The following is a 20,051-nucleotide window of genomic DNA, read 5'->3' as shown; positions in this document are numbered from 1 at the left end:
AAACAAGCTATATACGTCCCAGGTTGCAGCACCTCACAAAATCGCGTTGCTCCCCTTCTTTCTTCCCTACTCCCTACTCCCTACTCCCTACTCCCTATTAGAGCGATACAACGCTGCCAGTGTTATTTATCGTAATCGGATTGAAAACTTTGATGATCACTTGATGCTGACCGCAGCAGGATTATGGAACTTCTACTTGATGGCTGCTTAAGAAAATCTGGTGTCGCAAGATCACCATTGCCTCACTCATCTTTTATTTCCCGACAACTCTATTAACCCGATCCAAATAAGCAATGATATAAAGTACAAATAACAAGGGAATCAGCCGCCGAGTTACCTTGTCTAATACCTTTCGTTTGAATACTTCATCTGATATCATCTAAGTTGTCCCATTTGATCCAAGCGGTTACTTTTGTTTCAAAGTCAAGCGATCGCATGTAGACCAGGGCGAGATTATTGTCTACGTTGATTGCTCTACTTCTAAACACACATTACAGCATCAGATTGTAATAGGTTCGTTACACTGAGCACAACTATTACGTAACCCAGTCCAGAAAACAAAACTTAGATGTCTGCTAGAAGCTGCTAAAAGCGTCTACGCAGCGACAACCAAATATCTTCAAACGTTGTTCCACCTGCCAACAATAGGGGTAAAATTTGAGAACATTTAAAGAATATGCAAGCCTGATCTGACAAAAAGCTTGCCTTTTAGCTTACCGCCTGCACTTAGAGAGGAAACTGGAGAGAGCGGTTTTTGAAGCAGGTAAAGCGTTGATGCAGTTGTGCGATGGGCTGCGCCCCGCCGTAGGCGATCGCAGGCTTTACCGTTCGACCCATAGCACATTTGAGGAATATTGTCGTGTACGCCGCTAGGGAAGCTGAAGCGAGCTTATTTGACGGCTTTTGGAAGAGAAATTGTTGAAAGTTCTGGAGTCGGAAATTATAGTTTAGTTATCAATCTCTTAATTTCATCAAACTCATTCTGGATTACACAGACGGTGAGTGATTATTCTTATTATAAGAATTGCTGTATAGTTTGAGGTATGCCAGATTATACCTCAAGAGTTGCTCTATGATTGCGATTGCTCTACCTGGTATTGCCATCCAAGACAAAATATACGAAAGTTCTAATTCTTTAGTGTATCGTGGCATCAGAGACGATGGAGTAGGGATCGTGGTAAAAATGCTAAAGCTTGATTATCCCTCTGTCCAAGAACTGACCCGCTACAGACAGGAATATAAAATTACCCGTTTGCTCAATCTGGAAGGAGTTGTCAAGGCATATAGCCAGCAGGACTATCAACGCACTCTGGTGATTCTGTTAGAAGATTTTGGGGGAGAGTCCTTAGAGCAATGGATGCACAAGTGTCCAGATATATTCTGCCCCATGCCCTTATCCACTTTTCTAAGTCTTGCGATCGCGATTTGCGACATTCTGGGCAGAATCCATGCAGCCAATGTCATTCATAAAGATATCAACCCTGGAAACATAGTCCTCAATCTGAATACTGGCGTTGTCAAAATTATTGACTTTGGGATTGCCACCCAATTTAACTGCACGAATCCGACTTTCAAAAGCCCTCATGTTTTAGAAGGGACACTCGCATATCTATCTCCGGAGCAAACCGGGCGCATGAATCGTTTACTCGATTACCGTACCGATTTTTACTCCCTTGGTGTGACATTCTACAAATTGCTAACCGGACATTTGCCGTTTCCAACAACGGACATCCTTGAGCTAGTCCATTGTCATATTGCCAAGCAGCCACCTCTGCCTCATGAAAAAAATACAAAGATTCACAAGCCAGTTTTAGATATCATTTTCAAACTGATGGCGAAAAATGCAGAAGATCGCTATCAAAGCGCCTGGGGCATTAAAGCAGATTTAGAACTTTGTGCAGCCCAACTTACAGAAACAGGGCAAATTGGCAATATCCAACTGGGTTTACAAGATGTTTGTGATCAGTTTCACATTCCCCAGAAGTTGTATGGACGAGAAGCAGAGATTGCAGCATTATTAGCAGCATTTGAGAGAGTAGCAGGGATAGGAAATGAGAGAAATGCTCAATGCAATATTGAGATGATGTTGGTGTCTGGTTATGCTGGCATTGGTAAATCAGCCTTAGTACAGGAACTCTACAAACCCATCACAGCAAAGCGTGGTTATTTCACCTCGGGTAAGTTTGACCAATTTCAGCGCAATATTCCTTACAGCGCGATCGCGGATGCTCTACGAAAACTGGTTCAACAATTGCTAAGTGAACCTGACGAAGAATTGCAAGAATGGCGATCGCGCTTGCTTACAGCTTTAGGAAGTAATGGACAACTGATTATTGATGTCATTCCAGAAGTTGAGTGGATTATTGGCAAGCAACCACCCGTAGCAGAAGTTGGAGCAACTGAAGCACAAAATCGGTTTAACCTTGTCTTTCAGAAGTTCATTCGAGCGTGCTGTTCTCCTGAGCATCCTCTAGTCATCTTTCTGGATGATTTGCAATGGGTAGACTCTGCTACACTCAAGCTCATCGAGTTAATTTTGAGCGACCGTGGGATACAAGCCCTGTTTTTGATTGGAGCTTATCGGGATCACGAAGTCACTCAAGCACATTCGCTGATTACAACTTTAGAGAAGCTAAAACATGAAACTGTTACTATTAGTCAGATAATGTTAGCTCCGTTAGAACTAGGGGCGGTGGCTCAACTGATTGCTGAAACCTTGCACACGTATACTGAGTCGATTGCACCTTTAGCAGAACTGATATGGCGTAAAGCCAACGGCAATCCCTACTTCACCAATGAATTTCTCAAAGCGCTATACATTGAAGGTCTCATCGTCTTCGACATTAATCAACTACGCTGGCAATGGGACATTACTCATATTAAAGCCAAAAATATTACCGACAATGTAGTGGAGTTAATCATCGGAAAGCTGAAACAATTTCCAAAACAAACTCAACAGGTTTTATCCTTAGCTGCTTGTATCGGTGCTGAGTTTGATTTAGCGACACTCTCAGTTATCTGTGAACGACCAACGGTTGAAATTTTTGCAGAACTCACAACCGTAATTCAGTCAGAGTTGCTCCTTGAAACCTCAGAGTTAGATGAGAATCTGCTGATCCAAAATTACAAGTTTTCGCATGATCGCGTCCAGCAAGCTGCTTATGATCTAATTGATGAGTTGCACAAACAAGTGGTTCATCTCCAAATCGGTCGCAATCTGCTTGAAAAAATGTTGTCAGAGGAGTTATCAGAGCGACTGTTTGAAATTGTAGATCATCTCAATTTAGGGGTTGATCTCGTCGTCTCTGGGCAGGAACGAAATAGCATTGCCAGACTCAACTTAATGGCAGCCCAAAAAGCCAAAGCGGCAACTGCCTACAGTGCAGCTTTAAAGTATGCGATCGCAGGCATCGAGTTACTCGCAACCGATAGTTGGCAACATCAGTATGACCTCAGTTTGGTTCTCCATGAAGAAGCCGCAGAAACTGCCTATCTATCCGGTGACTTTCTGGCGATGGAGCAATGGGTTGCTATTGTTCTTCAAGAAGCCAGAACCATTTTAGATCAAGTGAAAGTTCATGAAGTTACAATCAAAACCTATGTAGCACAGACTCACAAGTTAGACGCGATTAAAGTCGGGTTGCAAGTGTTGGCAAAACTAGGCCTGAACCTACCAGAATCACCTACGGAATTCCAGATTCAACAAGTACTTTCAGAAACAAGAAAAGTTCTGAAAGGAAAGAATATTCAAGATTTGGTGCATTTACCTTTAATGGCAGATGCCAATAGATTGGCAGCCATGCGAATTATTTCAAATATCATTTCTCCTGCCTTTCAGGCTGTACCTGCACTGTTTTGGCTGATAGCGTGCGAGCAAGTCAAGTTATCGATTCAATATGGTAATGCACCCACCTCTGCGGTCGCCTATGCTTCTTATGGAGTCGTTATTACGGCCGCAGCCCAGGATGTAGAGAAAGCTCATCAGTTCGGTCAACTCGCCCTCAACCTTGTAGAACGGTTGAATGCGAAAGAGCTTAAGAGTAAAACCTTTCTAAATGTTGCAGAAGGCATCAGCTTTGGGAAATCCCATTTTAGAGAAGTTACATCCCTGTTGCAAGAAAGTTACTCCAGTGGAGTAGAAACTGGAGATTTTGTATTTGCAGGTTTAGCGGCTTACCAAAAATGTGAGTATTTATATTTCAGTGGATTAGAACTGACAGAATTAGAACGTCAGATGAAGAACTGTAGCTATGCTATCGCCCAATTGAAGCAGGGAGCCTGTTTGAATTACCATCAAATCTTTTGGCAGGCAGTGCTTAATTTACAAGGACACGTTGATATCCCTTACTGTTTACAAGGCGCTGTTTACAATGAGCAGCAGGGATTGAACCGCTATTTAGCAACCAATGATTCTCTTGGATTTCAATATTTCTATATCAACAAGCTGATCCTTTGCTATTTATTTGGGCAGTTTACTCAAGCGTTAAAGAGTGCAAATGCGGCTGAGGGGTATCTGAAAGGTGCGCCAGGGCAGGTAACGATGCCATTGCTTCGCTTTTATGACTCCTTGGTGCGACTAGCAATTTATTCATATGCTCCTGATTCAGAACAAAAAGTATTGTTCCTTAACGTGAGTAGCAACCAGGAAAAAATGCATAAATGGGCGCGTCATGCGCCTATGAATTTTTTGCATAAATATCATTTAGTCGAGGCAGAAAAAGCGCGGGTTTTAGGTCAGTTGCTTGAGGCAGAAAAATTCTATGAACAAGCGATTCAAGGAGCTAAAGAAAACGAATATATCCAGGAAGAGGCATTAGCATATGAATTAGCTGCCAAGCATTATCTAGGGCGAGGTCTGATAAAGTTTGCTCAACTCTATATGAAGGAAGCCCATTACTGTTATGAGCGGTGGGGAGCAACGGCAAAGGTTAAAGATTTAGAAACTTGCTATCCCCAGTTCTTTCCTCAGTCGTCTAGCGTAGACTCTACACTAATCGGCACTACTACTGGAATGACCTCTAATGCCCCGCAAGTTGCTTTTGATTTAGCGACGGTAATGAAAGCATCACAAGCGATTTCCAGTGAAATTGAACTGGAGCAATTGCTTCATTCTTTAATGCAAATATTAATTGAGAATGCGGGTGCCCAAACCGGATGCTTGCTTTTGGAAAATGTAGACGAATGGAAAATCGAGGTTGCCTGTGAACTCAATGAGGGTGAACAGGTTTGTATTACACGAGTAATGCGATCAATACCAATGGCAGATCGCCTACCCAAATCAATCATTCAGTATGTGATCAGAACGCATGAATCAGTCATCTTAAATAATGCAACTCGTGAAGGTAATTTTATCAATGAACCATACATTCAATGCCACCAAACCCAATCTATCCTTTGCTTGCCATTATTAAACCAAAGTAAACTCGTCGGTGTTTTGTATTTAGAAAATCAATTAGCAACTGGGGTATTTACAACCGATCGATCGCAACTTCTGAATCTTCTATCCACTCAGGCAGCGATCGCGATCGAAAATGCCAAGCTCTACTCAAACCTACGGAAGAGTGAAAGTAGAATGGCTCAATTTCTAGAAGCAGTTCCAGTAGCCATTGCAGTATTGGATGCAAGGGGTCACCCTTATTACGCCAACCAACGGAGAATTCAGCTAGTGGGTAAAGGTGTCGATCCTGCTGTAACACCAGATCGGTTTGCAGAGGTTTATCAGTTTTATCGGGCGAGAACAAATGAAATATATCCAAGTGACCAACTGCCAATTGTCCGTGCATTAAAAGGTGAACGCACCACGGTTGATGACATGGAAATTCGCCGAAACGACATAACTATTCCAATTGAGGCATGGGGAACTCCAGTTTTTGACGAACAGGGTAACGTGGCTTATGCAATCGTAGCTTTTCAAGACATTACAGAGCAAAGACGAGCACAGAAACTGTTAACCGAATACAACCTTACCCTGGAACTTCAGGTGGCAGAACGAACGGTAGCTTTACAACAAAGCGAAGCAGAGCTGCGCTTACGAGAACAGGAATTACGACTGATTGCCGACGCTCTACCAGTTCTGATCAGCTATGTAGATGCCAATCGGTGTTATCAATTTATCAACCGTACCTATGAGGTTTGGTTTAACCGTAGCCGCAATGAAATTCTGGGCAACCCTGTTCGCCAACTGCTCGGTGAGGCGGTTTATGAACGGGTTGAACCGTATATTAATCAGGTGTTTGCAGGGCAAACTGTCCCTCTAGAAGCAGAAATCCCTTTTCCAGATGATAAGCGGTGCATCAGCGCGACCTTTATTCCTGATTTCGATGACAATGCTCAGGTAAGAGGTTTCTATAGTCTCATGACAGACATTAGCGATCGTAAACGAGCTGAACACACTTCCATTTTAGAAGAGCGTAACCGGATGGCGCGAGAAATTCATGATACACTAGCTCAATCCTTCACAGGTATTCTGCTTCAAGTTGGAGCAGCAACACAAGTGCTGGCGGATGACCCGGAAGCAACCCAAGTACATCTGGAAATGATTGAGGAATTAGCACGCGCTGGGCTGGCAGGGGCACGGCGATCCGTATCAGCACTCCGTCCGCGGCTACTAGAAGAAGGTAATTTAGAGAGTGCCCTGCATCGTATTGTGGCTCAAATGCGAGCAACGACCGATACGATTCTGATTTACGAGACTCAGGGGACAGCCTATTCCTTACCAACCGAAATGGAGAATAACTTACTCCGAATTGGGCAGGAAGCATTAACCAACGCGATTAAATACGCAAGTGCTGGCGAAATTCGGGTTGAGTTAGTGTACAACCAGACACAGTGTATCTTACAGATTAAAGACGATGGCAGGGGCTTTGGAGTGGGCAGCATTCCTTTGAGCGGTGGGTTTGGCTTATTAGGAATGAGCGAACGAGCAGAGCGCATTAACGCACAACTATTGATTCAAAGCCAACCGGGACAGGGAACAGAAATTATTGTCACCATCAATCGAGTGGGAGAATTACAATGAGCCAATCCACTACGATTCGAGTGCTGATTGTTGACGACCATGCCATAGTCAGAAAGGGTCTAGCAACCATCATTAACCGCGATCCAGAAATGACCGTGATTGCTCAAGCTGAAGATGGGCAACAGGCGACCGACGCGTTTCGAGAATACCAACCTGATGTCACACTAATGGATTTACGAATGCCCAAAATGGGAGGTGTTGAAGCTATTATGGCGATTTGTGCTGAATTTAAGCAGGCTCGAATCGCAGTACTCACGACCTACGATAGTGATGAAGACATCTATCGCGGCTTGCAGGCGGGCGCTCAAGGCTATCTGCTTAAGGATGCTAAACCTGGCGAGCTTTTAAATGCGATTCGCGCCATTCATAATGGTCAGAAATATATTCCGCCAGAAGTGGGCGCAAAATTATTGCAGCGAATGAGCAATCCAGAACTGAGTGAACGAGAGTTGGAAGTGCTGCGTTTGATGGCACAAGGAATGAGTAATCAGGAAATTGGGACTACTTTGAGTATTGGTGAAAGCACTGTCAAATCGCATGTAAATCGGATTTTGAGCAAACTGGGCGTGAGCGATCGCACACAAGCCGTGATTACTGCTGTTAAGCGTGGGATTGTCAGTTTGTAAGTGAGGAAAAAGGAGGGAAGGGAAGTGAATTTTTACTTTTTCCCCTTTAGATTGGCTTTAGACTCCAACTTTAGTTGGAGACAACCTTCAACTGCGAGATGGACAGGTTCATCCATCACCCGATTGTACAAAAATGTCAACCCAGAGTGGACGACAAGAGGTAGTAAATTGTCTATATTAAATCCATAGTAACGTTAATGCAGTTGGGTTGTAAGGCTTAAGTTTGCTTAATACAAACCGAAACATGACTTACGACCGTGATAATCGTTCTCTATTCGTTCTGCCTTCAACCCAGGATCATATTCAAGGTGCACTGAATGCTGCTGTAGTCTTCGTCATGTATGGAGATTATGAATGTTTTCAAAGTGCCAACGTCTATCGATTGATTAAAGTCGCTCAACAGCAATTGAATGTTTCGTTTGGAGAAAACAATTTAGGTTTTATCTTCCGTCATTTTCCTCAGGTACAGATTCATCCACATGCTCAACGAGCAGCAGAAGCCGCGGAAGCAGCAGCGGCTCAAGGGCAGTTTTGGCAAATGCATGAGATGCTGTTTATCCATCAACAGGAATTGGGAAATGGCTATCTAGTAGAGTACGCCAATCGTTTAGGACTTGATATTTCTCAATTTTTGCAGGATTTATCCAAGGGAGCGTATGTCAATCGGATTAATGCGGACATCGAAGGTGGACTGCGAAGTGGAGTGGAGGCTGCACCCGCTTTGTTTATTAATGGAATTCGCTATCTTGATCGCTGGACTGTTGAGCAGATAATGGCAGCCATTGTTGCTGCAAATGATTAAGGTTTTTGATGCTTATCCCAACAAGTATTTCAGCGGGGAGTATTTCATAATTTCTATACGGACGACAAGAATCAGAGATTTCAGCAATTTAGCAAGAATGCAGAGGCGATCGCAATGATGGTTTTTACATGGAAAAAAGTTCAAAAATTGTTGCTGTGGTTATTTGCATTAAGTGTTGTCGTTGGAATATCAATGCATCCAACATCAGCCACCTCCAGGGAATTACCTCAAGCGTCCAACTCTAAACCTGCGATCGTTCTCGTTCATGGGGCTTATGCTGACGGTACATCATGGCAACACGTCATTCCATTGTTGGAGCAGGATGGCTACAGAGTGACCGCTGTGCAGATTCCGCTCACCTCGCTTGCTGATGATGTGGCAACGACGAAGCGGGTGATTGATGATCAGAAAGGTTCCGTTGTAGTAGTTGGACATTCCTATGGTGGAAATGTGATCACGGGTGCGGCGGCTGGCAATCCACAGGTGAAAGCTCTGGTTTATGTTAATGCTTTCGCACCAGATGTCGGTGAAAAGACGAGTGATTTGAATAAAAGGTACGCAGCAGCTCCGATTAGCACGGCGATCGTATCTGATGCTGGAAACTTTCTCTATATTGATCGCGGGAAGTTTCACGAATTTTTTGCCCAGGACGTATCGAAGGCTGAGGCGCGAGTGATGGCAGCAACCCAAAAGCCGATCGCTAGCGCAGCGTTTGAGCAATCAGTGAATGAAATCGCCTGGAAAACGATTCCTTCCTGGTTTATCGTGACTCAAAGCGATCGCGCCATCAACCCTGAACTTCAACGATTTATGGCTAAACGGATTGGTGCTAAGACAACCGAAGTTAACTCCAGTCATGTTTCTTTTATCTCTCATCCAAAAGAGGTTGCCAAAGTGATTGAAGCAGCAAGCACTGCTGTGAAGTAATCCCAATTTAAGGATTTGTTAGTAAGCCAAGTCCTGCGAACCAATGAGACGCAAGTTTGGTTTCTGGCAGAACATTTGGTGGATACACCATTGGTACGCAGTTAAATTCAGCAATCGGTCTTTAAATCAGTTCATTCTTAACTCCATTTATCCATTGTAGATAACAGAGGAAGAGAACTTTATGACTAATTATGACTACATTGTAATCGGTGCAGGGTCGGCTGGTTGTGTGGTTGCCAATCGTCTAACCGAAGACTATGACACAACCGTGTTACTCCTGGAAGCGGGCAACCCAGCTACAAAACCAGAAATTCAAATTCCAGCGCAATGCTTTAGCCTAATAGGCTCTGAAGTTGATTGGGGTTACTTTTCTGAGCCGGAACCCTACCTGAAGGGTCGCAAAATGTTTTGTTCCCGTGGCAAAGTCTTAGGGGGCAGCAGTTCAATTAATTTCATGATGTATATCCGGGGCAATCCTCAAGATTACGATCGCTGGCAAGAATTAGGAAATCCCGGTTGGAGTTATCAGGAGGTCTTGCCCTATTTCAAGAAATCGGAGCAGCACCACCGAGGCGCATCAGAATTTCACGGGGTTGATGGGGAGTTGAGCGTTACCGATTTGATGTCCCCTGCTGTGGTCTCCCAACGCTTTGTAGATGCCTGTGTGTCAATGGGATACAACTACAATCCTGATTTTAATGGTGTACAGCAAGAAGGGGTAGGACTCTATCAATTGACGGTTAAGGATGGTAAACGGCACAGTGCTGCGGCTGCTTTTCTTCTACCCATTCTCCATCGTCCCAATTTGACTGTAATCACAGGGGCATTAGTGACGAGATTGCTTGTTGAGGGCACTCGCTGTGTGGGAGTGGAATATCTGCATGAAGGTACGCTCCACCAGGTCAGAGTCAACCAGGAAGTGATTTTAAGTGCAGGTGCGTTTGATTCGCCCAAACTGCTAATGCTTTCTGGAATTGGTACTGCCGAACACCTGCAAGCGATGGGAATTTCTGTCGTTGCAGATTTGCCGGGTGTCGGTCAAAACCTTCAGGATCACATTCTCACTTGTGTCGTTCAAGAAGTTACTCAAGATATACACCCCGCCATCACCAGTAATGGAGTCGAAGCCGGATTATTTTTGCATAGTAAGGGGGATGTGGAGGCTACACCTGATTTGCAGTTCTTCTTCGGCCCTATTCAATTCTTGTCACCTGGTTATGCTCCCGCTGATTTTGGATTTACGGGTGCAGTCTCTCTTACCTGTCTCCAAAATATTGGCAGCGTCAGTTTGCGATCGCCTGATCCTAAAGACACACCGATGTTGCGGATGAACTATCTGCAAAATGAAACCGATGTGAAGAAGTTGGTTGAGGGAATTAAATTAATGCGGCAATTGCTTCGTAGCAACTTCTTTGATGAATTTCGTGGTGCAGAAATTGCTCCGGGTGCTGAGGTTCAGAGTGATGAAGCACTCGTTGCTTATATCCGTAACAATTGCAGCACAGTGTGGCATCCGGTTGGCACCTGCAAAATGGGTACCGACCCAATGGCGGTGGTCGATCCTGAACTACGGGTACATGGAATTGAGGGGTTGCGAGTTGTTGATGCCTCCATCATGCCCACCATCACGACCGGAAATACGAACGCACCCACCATCATGATTGGTGAGAAGGCAGCGGATTTAATTAAAGCAGGTCGCACAGCACGAACGGTTCTCAGCAAATCTAACGTCCAAAATCCGGCGTATTCATCTATTTAGAAACGGGCGATCGTCTTTAATCAATCTCAGATTATCATACCTGTTGAGCGTTTATCGGTCGATGTTAGGCAAACAGAACACTCGACCTCTGTAAAGGAATACACAATGGCACTGATTACAACACCATTCGGACGACATTCCGCCGCCGCCGAGGTCGTAGAAGGAATTGATCTTTCCGGCAAGCGGGCGATCGTTACGGGAGCCGCATCGGGCATTGGCGTAGAAACGGCGCGGGCACTGGCTCAAACTGGAGCGATCGTCACACTAGCTGTGCGTAATACCGATGCTGGAGCGCAAGTCGCGGCTGACATTATGGCTACTACTGGGAACCGGAATATTCATGTTGCTCCGCTTGATTTAAGCGATCGCAACTCAATTGCCAAGTTCATTGCTGCCTGGCGTGAGCCGCTGCACATCCTCGTTAATAATGCAGGGGTAATGGCACTGCCCGAACAGCGCACACCCGAAGACTGGGAGATGCAATTTGCCACTAACTATCTCGGACACTTTGCCCTAGCGCTCGGACTACACGACGCTCTCGCTGCAGAGGGTGCCGCCCGTATCGTGTCGGTTAGTTCTAGCGGGCACCTGATGTCGCCCATTGTGTTCGATGATATTCACTTCATGTTCCGTCCTTATGATCCGTGGTTGGCGTATGGACAGTCCAAGACCGCAAGCATCCTCTTTGCTGTGGGTGCTACTGCGCGCTGGTTCAAGGATGGCATTACCGCTAATGCCATGATGCCTGGGGCGATCGCAACCAACCTCCAGCGTCATACGGGCGGTCTTAGAACCCCACCTGAGCGGCAGAAGACAATAGCGCAGGGTGCGGCAACTTCCGTTCTGTTGGCAACCTCTTTGCTACTAAAGGACGTTGGCGGACGCTATTTCGAGGACTGCAATGAAGCCACTCTCGTCACCAACGGGAACGGCTATATGAGCGGAGTTGCCCCCTACGCCCTGAACCCAGACAATGCCGATCGGCTCTGGAATGAATCGTTGCGCCTGCTCGCTTGACCTGGCAGTAACAGTGAGCTTCACGCTGTTGATGAACGAATTGCCGGTCGTAAGCCTGCCAGCCTTTCGTCCATCATGCCCGAATGGCACGCTTGTTAAGATACAAAAGACGATCGCCCTAGCTCCCCAATACAGGCTGACTATTCTTCCTCCTGACTCCACTCTCCATTAGTAACTGACCGCTTTAAACCCAACAATCAAAGGATTAGCATAATGAGAAAACTAGAAGGAAAAATCGCCCTTGTCACGGGTGGCAACAGTGGTATCGGTCTTGCCACAGCCAAACAGTTTGTTGCTGAAGGTGCCTATGTCTACATCACGGGTCGTCGCCAAGTCGAACTGGATGCTGCTGTAGAAGCCATTGGTAAAAATGTTACGGCTGTACAGAGTGATGTTTCTAATCTGGCAGACCTTGATCGTCTGTTTGCCACCATTAAGCAAGAGCAAGGACACCTCGATCTCATCTTCGCTAATGCTGGCGGTGGACAAATTGCTCCACTTGGAGCAATTACAGAGGAACACTTTGACAAAACATTCAACATAAACGTCAAAGGTTTGCTGTTCACCGTACAAAAGGCACTGCCACTGTTGCCAGAGGGCGCTTCTATTATCCTGAATGCTTCTCAGACTTCTATAAAAGGTACGCCAGCTTTCAGTGTTTACAGCGCCACCAAAGCCGCCGTGAGATCATTTGCTCGGAATTGGATACTCGACCTCAGAGAACGCAAGATCCGAGTGAATGCCATTAGCCCTGGTGTGGTTCCGACTTCTGGTTACGATCATTTGGGACTGAATGACCAGCAATTGCAAGAATTCGTGGACAGTCAAGTCAGCGCCATCCCACTGGGACGAGTCGGCAAACCCGATGAGATTGCCAAAGCCGTTGTCTTTCTCGCTTCAGGTGACAGCAGCTTTGTAAACGGGATTGAGTTGTTTGTCGATGGCGGTATGGCACAGATTTGAAGTCCAAAAGGAGTTAAAGATGAAGCTTATCTCTGTTAATGTCGGACTGCCGCGTGAAGTGACCTGGAAAGGAAAACCCGTCCGCACTGGAATTTTCAAAGAGCCGATCAATTCGAGAGTGATGGTGCGTGAACTCAATTTAGACGGCGATCGCCAAGCGGATCTCACCGTTCATGGCGGAGTAGATAAAGCAATTTATGTTTATCCATTTGAACATTATGAGTATTGGCAAAGTGAATTGCCTAACACAGAGCTAACACTCGGTATCTTTGGCGAAAATTTCACAGTTACGGGATTTAAAGAAGAAGAACTGAACATTGGCGATCGCTTCAAAATCGGTAGTGTGGAACTAATGGTGACTCAACCGCGTTTACCCTGCTATAAACTAGGGATTCGCTTTGGGCGATCGGATATGGTGAAACGATTTCTCGCCAGTCGTCGCAGCGGATTTTACTTTCGGGTTTTGCAAGAGGGCGAAGTTGGAGTCGGAGACACTTTAGAGTTGATGAGCCGGGATGACAACAATGTTACTGTTGCTAATATCATTCAGCTTTATATGCGTGAGCAAAACAACCCAGAATTACTGCACTGTGCCGCGCAACTAGAAGCGTTACCTGCAAGTTGGCGAGACTATTTCCAGGAGCAGATCCGCCGTTCGGATGTGAGATAGATCAACCCGAATAAACAATCGCATTTCACTATCATCAACCGATAAACTATGGACACTATTAATCTGTTTACAGAGCCGATCAGCGCGATCGCTCATGCTCTCTGGATGGCGTTCAACATGTTTTGGGAGATTTTGTGGGCATTAATTTTGGGATTCACCCTATCCGCGATCATTCAGGCTGTGGTATCAAAGTCTGAAATGGTACGGCTCATGCCCGATGATGCGACTGGATCGATCGCAATAGCCTGTGGTTTAGGTGCAGCCTCGTCATCCTGCTCGTATGCAGCGGATGATGAATCATCCTGAACGTGCAATGGCACACTCTCACCACCATCATCGTGATTAGATGTGAGGTTTTGCACAAACGTCTTTACCTGTTTCTGATTCGGCTGAACGAGTAATCATTGATTTTCAATTTAGAAATATCGCTTTTCTGATCACTCACGTTGTAGATAACACCAAGCTAACCACCAGTAACAAATAGTTTTGGTTGGGAAACGATGTTGGTAAAAAGTAATTGTCATTCTACAATTACTACTTACAGCATATTTGGAGTTTATGAGGTACAGTAGCAGCAATTTGTAAACCAATTTTTGAGATGTTCCGGATTAATTAATTCAAGTGCTATTTTTATTACAGCCCGTATGCAGTGACTGAAACTATTGATCGCTTTGCAGCCATTATTCAAGCAAAAGGCATCACCGTTTTTGCCCGTATTGATCAACAGGCTGAAGCCGAAAAAGTCGGACTAAGCTTGTGTCCGACGCAGTTGTTGCTATTTGGCAGCCCGAAAGCCGGAACTCCACTCATGGTGGCAGAACCAACAATCGCCCTGGATTTACCCTTGAAAGTACTGGCATGGGAAACTACTGATGGCAAGGTGTGGGTGAGTTATAACGATCCTAATTACTTAAAACAGCGATTTTCTCTCTCCGATGAGTTGGCGAAGAACATCGCTATTATTACACCTTTAATTCATCAAGCACTCTTTAATTAACTTATTTGTTAATTCAATTTAGATACTTGACTATTGACCCAATTTAAAATTACCATGAAACTCGTTTCTGTAAACGTCGGACTGGCGCGTGAAGTGGCCTGGAAAAGAAAAACAGTTAGTACTGGAATTTTCAAAGAACCAGTCAGTGAATGGGTGATGCTGCGATCGCTCAATTTAGACGGTGATAGGCAAGCCGATCTCACCGTTCATGGAGGAGCAGACAAAGCAGTCTATGTATATCCGTTCGAGCATTACGATTACTGGCGAGGTCAATTGCCTGATACAGGGCTGCCATTAGGTATTCTTTGGCGAAAATTTCACGACCACTGGGCTGAGAGAACAGGAAGTGAACATTGGGGATTGCTTTCATATCGGAACTGTAAAACTGATGGTGACACAGCCTCGTCTACCTTGCTACAAACTGAGGATTCGGTTTGGACGACCTGATATGGTTAAACGATTTCTTGCAAGTCGTCAAACTGGATTTTACTTTCGTGTTTTGCAAGAGGGCGAAGTTATATCTGGAGACACTTTAGAGTTGGTGAGCCAGGATGACAACAATATTATTGTTGCTAATATCACTCAGCTTTATACTCATGAGCCGAACAATCCAGAGTTACTTCACCAAGCGGCTCAACTTGAAGCCTTACCCGAAAGCTGGCGCGACTACTTTCAGGAGTAAAATCGCCAGGATGTGAAATAGATGCTGATGCTGTTTTACTTTTATTGGATTGAGTTCCTACTAGGTACATTTTGCTAACTTCGCGACGTGGAAGCCCCCGCTAAGGTAGCCGCCGTAAAAAGCTAATGCGACTACCAATACCAATCTTTGTTTTATCTGGCTGATGCTCAAAAGACTGGCAACGAATTAGATATCAAATGGATTCTATAGTGCCACCAAAGCGGCAGTTGATGCGATCACAAAGTCGCTCTCCAAAGAGTTAGGTTCACGCAACATTCGTGTAAATGCCATCAATCTTGGTTTTGTGTAAACAGAAGGCACACACGCGGTTGGCGCAGTCGAGGGCGATTTCCAAAAGCAGGTTGAAAGGCAAATCCCACTGGGTCGGATCGGACAACCCCAAGACATTGCACCTGCGGTTATCTTCCTGGCATCTTTCAATTCAGCCTGGATCACAGGGGTAACACTACCCATTGGGGGTAGTTTTGCTTGATGTATTTAACTTCATAACTCTGACTTTTAAGGAGTGATTCATGACTACATTTCGCACGGTATTGGTCAATGGTTTAGATATCTTCTATCGCGAAGCTGGCTCCCACAATAATCCGACAATTCTGCTATTGCATGGCTACCCAACGTCATCTCACATGTTCCGCAATCTCATACCTGCGCTTGCAGATAAATTCCATCTAGTTGCCCCTGATTACCCTGGCTTTGGTTATAGTGCCATGCCTTCTGTGGATGAGTTTGATTACACCTTTGATCGCCTTGCCCAAGTGATGGCAGGCTTTATCGATGCGATCGACTTGAAACATTATAGTCTTTACTTAATGGATTATGGCGCTCCGATTGGCTATCGCCTTGCTACGCAGCATCCAGAGCGGGTAGAAACGCTGATTGTGCAAAATGGCAACGCCTACGAGGAAGGATTGGGCGAATTCTGGAAGCCCATGCGAGCCTATTGGCAAAACCGGACACCTGAGAATGCTGATTGGGTGCGCCAGACGATGACAGCGGATGCCACAAAACGTTATTACACAACCGGAGCCAAGAATCTAGAAAACCTCAGCCCCGATACCTGGATTCTGGATCAAGCGCTTCTCGATCGCCCTGGCAACCAGGAGATTCAACTGGCACTAAAATACGACTACCAGTCCAATTTGTTGCTGTATCCCCAATGGCAAGCTTACCTGCGTCAGTATCAACCACCCACGCTGGTGGTGTGGGGTAAAAACGATCAGGGCTTTTTAGTCGAGGGAGCCTACGCCTACAAACGCGACTTGCAGAACCTTGAGTTTCATTTGTTTGATACCGGGCACTTCGCGCTAGAGGAAGACGGCAAGGCGATCGCAAACCATATTGCTCAATTTCTCACGTTGCGGCTGCAACTGCATCTGTGAAGTAGTTCTAATTTATTTGGAATGCTGTTTTACGACCAAGAAAAGTAGTCTTTTGGCACAGGTGAAAGACATAACAAATTGATTCACAAAAAAGGAGATTCCCAAGATTAAGTTAATCGATGTACTAAGTGAACGAGTGCAAACACTGGGAAGTGTGGCGATCGCTGACCCACGCCATCTGGTAGAAGTCACTAAAATTAAGCGTCCTCCAACGGCGTTGAATCGGCTGCTGGCTTTGAGAATTAGGATACAGAACTTGATTTTCGAGAGGTTTGAATTGCTGTTAAATCAACAGATTGAAACTTTTCTGTTCTGCTAAATTGCACTCGTCCCTTTTTGATAACAACAGCCAGTACACAGGTATTGCTCTTTTTTGCTCAATTAAACTAATTACGAATAGATTTGGTGAATGCCCGAAGTGTTCTATCAATAGCGAATATTAATCGTTTCTCTGTTGTTTTTTGGCGATTTTTTATCCATTTTTTAATTAGCGCGAACCATAGATATTGAATTGTCAATTGTGGCAGGAATAAAAACCTTTGTATACTCCGTCGCCGACTTTCAAATCTTATCGGTTGTGAAAATACTGTTGCCAGTTTCTCATGTTCTGCTAATACTCCTCTTCTGATGAGATGCTCTGTTACCTTTCCTACAAAAAATTGATGAAACAAATATGATGGTGCTCTTAAAAACCCTAGACAATTCAGAATCATTGCTTTCACCATTTGCCCTGCACTCACTTTTTCTAGAGGATGAGTGGGTCACATCAGATTTACACAAAGGATTTCAGGCAAAGAAGCTGCTATCTGCTTCCACGTCAAGCCAGCATCATTCGAGAAGAAGATTTGACCATCACAAGTTCCGAAAGCAGCTATATTCCTGAAAGTGGCAAGGGTTCCTGTGTTGATATTGTCTTTTAACCACTCCGGTAGCCCTGGCTCACACTTCTCAAATGTGCCTGGTTCATCAAGTAGACGGCGATAGATGGCTGCCTTACCACCTGATGGGCCCATAGAAACGGTCATCAAAATTGTCTCACCACACACTGCCACGGCTCGTGAGTAGTCAGCATGTAGATTTGTGCGGTCAAAGCTCCAAGAGTTCCCTCTATCTTGACTAATCGCTAGTCCCTCAGCCGTAGCTGCCAACACGAGATCCCGACGAGCCTGAATGGTTCGTACCTCGTGAACATCTGCATGAAAGTCAATGGTGGGTTGCCATGACTGTCCCTGGTCGTCAGAGCGCAGAATGCCTCCGACATGCACATTTACATAAAGTTCGCCGGATTGACCTACTGCCATCGAGCGAACATCTGGAGGCCCTCCCCACGGTGTATACCATTGGGAGCGTCCCTCAACCGCCTCAAAGCAATTGATCCGATTCGTGCTTCCATCATCAGTAATGCGGAGGAGATGAGCTTGCGACGTTCCTACCAGAACTGCATCCTCGATCGGCAAGATGCAGTTCAATCGCAAATCATTTATCGCAGCAACTTGACGCCACTCGCCATTAGGGTCGCGATGCCATATTGAATTGCGATCGGCGATCACCCACAGTCCATCTTGGCTCAAGGCAAGAGCAGTGATGGAACAACCTTCAAGTTCTACATATTGTTTGGAGTCAATAAACAGCAAGCCATCAGATGTTCCTGCTATTACTAGAGGTTTAGGCATCGCCTGCTGGGCATTGGCAAAGTCTGTATGTGTTTGCTTGTGCTCAATCGGCTTCACGATTTGCTGCTCCGTCTTGTTCATAATTTGAATCTCCTTAAGTACTGTCATTATTGGTTAATATTAGTCCTACAGCGCTCGTTCTAATGTTAGCGAACGTTGTCTGATTGACGAGTTTGTTTATTGATACAAAGCTTTAGATTTGCATAGTCCGTTTAGTTAGACATGCCTAAGCTTCATGTTATTAAAGGCTTTACATGTGTTCATCTTTCTTGAGAAGTAACCTATATAGAGCTTTTGCAGGATTTAAAGCAAAATTTCTATATTCTTGGGTTTATTGCCATTCGTGCATTGCAATGGTAATTGATCAAACCGGGGAAGTATGCAAGCCACTGAACCTGTACATTATTCTGGTAGTAGGCTTTGAAATTCCGGTAACAAAACGCAATGATTGCCGATCACAATCGTAATGATGGAAAAAAAGCTTACCGTTAGATATAGAGCTATATCAGCACGCTGATTCATTACCTGAAGGGAAACAAGACTCAGAATTTGAGAAGAAACCCCAATGAGCAATTAAATTAATAGACCAGACTTGAAACCGTGGTTATCAACCAGGAATAGTAATTGTAGATGCTGGCTACGGCAACAACACGTCCTTTTTATTAAAGTTAGAAAATCGTCAATTAAAGTATTTAGGAGGATTAGCTAAAAATCGCAAAGTAATTCTGAATGTGGAAGATAATAGTCAACAAATAATTAGGCTAGATGAATTAGCACAATCTCTACCTAAAAAGGCTTTTACAGAAATTCAACTCAACTTAGATAAACCCAAAACATGATGGGTAGTAACTAAAGAAGTAGAAATAACAGGTCTAAGTGAAAAGCGAAATATTGCTATCGTCATGTAGGTGGAACACCTTGCCGAAGGCTGCGCTGCGACTTTCACAGATGCCACTGAATATTGACTATTTAATCACTAATTTTTCTGGTTCATTGCTTCTGTGGCCTGACGATATCGAACCAAAAGTTCCTCCGTACTCATATAGTTAACGATGTCTACAACGGACTACGCCTACGCAATCCGTTTCGGCATAAGACGTAAATACACTGTAACAATTCCAGCTTTATTATAAGTATTTATCCGAACTTGACATAACACAGACTCCCAACGCCTGTAGATGAGAGAAGAACCACAAACTCTTAATACGGTTCGGTTAAGCTCTAAGTAGTATTGGGTACAGAAAAAAGAATGTTTTAAATTTGACTCTTGTACCTTTGTGTACTGGCTTCTTGGACGGAAACTTGGCTCTAGTTTTTTTAACCACTCGGGGATTACTTCTTCCTTCAGGCTCTGGTATCTTTTCATCCAAAATTTCTCTCATCAGCCAAGTGAAAAAAAGGTATTTCTTCTGGTTGCAGACCCTGAAATTTGGGAATAGCTCGACGCACGACATTAAGTCATAACTAGCCCTTTCAAGGTGTTGTGTGATGGGCAGATTTGTAGTTTGGTAAAAAGA

At 44.7% G+C, this 20,051-nt stretch carries 15 protein-coding genes and 4 pseudogenes; 17 read left to right on the top strand and 2 right to left on the bottom strand.

The window, feature by feature from the left end:
* The 16 genes and pseudogenes from Q0541_RS09820 to Q0541_RS09745 all read left to right on the top strand — a co-directional run.
* Window positions 1–211: pseudogene (locus Q0541_RS09820) on the top strand (hypothetical protein); the annotation flags it as partial.
* 861 nt (window positions 212–1,072) lie between these two features.
* Window positions 1,073–7,018: an AAA family ATPase gene (locus Q0541_RS09815; protein WP_298908898.1), complete on the top strand. Its 5,946-nt coding sequence runs from the start codon at window positions 1,073–1,075 to the stop codon at window positions 7,016–7,018.
* Complete coding sequence (locus Q0541_RS09810) at window positions 7,015–7,644, top strand: response regulator transcription factor (RefSeq protein ID WP_298908895.1); 630 nt, start codon at window positions 7,015–7,017, stop codon at window positions 7,642–7,644. Before Q0541_RS09815 ends, Q0541_RS09810 begins: the two co-directional genes overlap by 4 nt.
* Window positions 7,645–7,888: 244 nt before the next feature.
* Entirely contained in the window at window positions 7,889–8,446 is a 558-nt protein-coding gene (locus Q0541_RS09805) for a DsbA family protein (protein ID WP_298908892.1), read from the top strand.
* A 114-nt stretch (window positions 8,447–8,560) separates the two neighbouring features.
* Window positions 8,561–9,373, top strand: coding sequence for an alpha/beta hydrolase (locus Q0541_RS09800; RefSeq protein ID WP_298908890.1), 813 nt, complete (start codon window positions 8,561–8,563; stop codon window positions 9,371–9,373).
* 181 nt (window positions 9,374–9,554) lie between these two features.
* A complete protein-coding gene (locus tag Q0541_RS09795) occupies window positions 9,555–11,132 on the top strand; it encodes a GMC family oxidoreductase N-terminal domain-containing protein (protein WP_298908888.1) in 1,578 nt (525 codons plus the stop codon).
* Between the two features lie 105 nt (window positions 11,133–11,237).
* The gene (locus Q0541_RS09790) at window positions 11,238–12,149 is read left to right on the top strand and encodes an SDR family NAD(P)-dependent oxidoreductase (protein ID WP_298908885.1); all 912 of its coding nucleotides are present in this window, start codon (window positions 11,238–11,240) and stop codon (window positions 12,147–12,149) included.
* Between the two features lie 213 nt (window positions 12,150–12,362).
* Window positions 12,363–13,112: an SDR family oxidoreductase gene (locus Q0541_RS09785; RefSeq protein ID WP_298908881.1), complete on the top strand. Its 750-nt coding sequence runs from the start codon at window positions 12,363–12,365 to the stop codon at window positions 13,110–13,112.
* 19 nt (window positions 13,113–13,131) lie between these two features.
* The gene (locus Q0541_RS09780; protein WP_298908878.1) at window positions 13,132–13,782 is read left to right on the top strand and encodes an MOSC domain-containing protein; all 651 of its coding nucleotides are present in this window, start codon (window positions 13,132–13,134) and stop codon (window positions 13,780–13,782) included.
* Window positions 13,783–13,830: 48 nt separating this feature from the next.
* Complete coding sequence (locus Q0541_RS34385) at window positions 13,831–14,088, top strand: permease (RefSeq protein ID WP_366941849.1); 258 nt, start codon at window positions 13,831–13,833, stop codon at window positions 14,086–14,088.
* 343 nt (window positions 14,089–14,431) lie between these two features.
* Window positions 14,432–14,779 (top strand): DUF302 domain-containing protein, encoded by a 348-nt coding sequence (locus tag Q0541_RS09770; protein WP_298908872.1) that lies wholly within the window; start codon window positions 14,432–14,434, stop codon window positions 14,777–14,779.
* 54 nt (window positions 14,780–14,833) lie between these two features.
* Complete coding sequence (locus Q0541_RS09765) at window positions 14,834–15,226, top strand: MOSC domain-containing protein (protein WP_298908900.1); 393 nt, start codon at window positions 14,834–14,836, stop codon at window positions 15,224–15,226.
* Window positions 15,126–15,461, top strand: a complete 336-nt coding sequence (locus tag Q0541_RS09760; protein ID WP_298908869.1) for an MOSC domain-containing protein — start codon at window positions 15,126–15,128, stop codon at window positions 15,459–15,461. Before Q0541_RS09765 ends, Q0541_RS09760 begins: the two co-directional genes overlap by 101 nt.
* Before the next feature lie 190 nt (window positions 15,462–15,651).
* Window positions 15,652–15,954, top strand: a pseudogene (locus tag Q0541_RS09755) (SDR family oxidoreductase).
* A 40-nt stretch (window positions 15,955–15,994) separates the two neighbouring features.
* Window positions 15,995–16,861, top strand: a complete 867-nt coding sequence (locus Q0541_RS09750) for an alpha/beta hydrolase (RefSeq protein ID WP_298908868.1) — start codon at window positions 15,995–15,997, stop codon at window positions 16,859–16,861.
* A gap of 136 nt (window positions 16,862–16,997) precedes the next feature.
* Complete coding sequence (locus Q0541_RS09745; RefSeq protein ID WP_298908865.1) at window positions 16,998–17,180, top strand: hypothetical protein; 183 nt, start codon at window positions 16,998–17,000, stop codon at window positions 17,178–17,180.
* 283 nt (window positions 17,181–17,463) lie between these two features.
* Here Q0541_RS09745 and Q0541_RS09740 read toward each other — a convergent pair.
* Window positions 17,464–17,616: pseudogene (locus tag Q0541_RS09740) on the bottom strand (DUF4277 domain-containing protein); the annotation flags it as partial.
* A gap of 6 nt (window positions 17,617–17,622) precedes the next feature.
* A complete protein-coding gene (locus tag Q0541_RS09735; RefSeq protein ID WP_298908863.1) occupies window positions 17,623–18,615 on the bottom strand; it encodes a hypothetical protein in 993 nt (330 codons plus the stop codon).
* A gap of 395 nt (window positions 18,616–19,010) precedes the next feature.
* Between Q0541_RS09735 and Q0541_RS09730 the strand changes: the two are divergent.
* Window positions 19,011–19,530 (top strand): annotated as a pseudogene (locus Q0541_RS09730) (transposase); the annotation flags it as partial.
* Window positions 19,531–20,051: the final 521 nt, after the last annotated feature.

Origin of the sequence: uncultured Nostoc sp., from assembly GCF_937863485.1 — a bacterium.
Taxonomy (GTDB): domain Bacteria; phylum Cyanobacteriota; class Cyanobacteriia; order Cyanobacteriales; family Nostocaceae; genus Nostoc.
The sequence above is the reverse complement of the archived record's forward strand: the minus strand, read 5'-3'. Positions and strand labels throughout refer to the sequence as shown.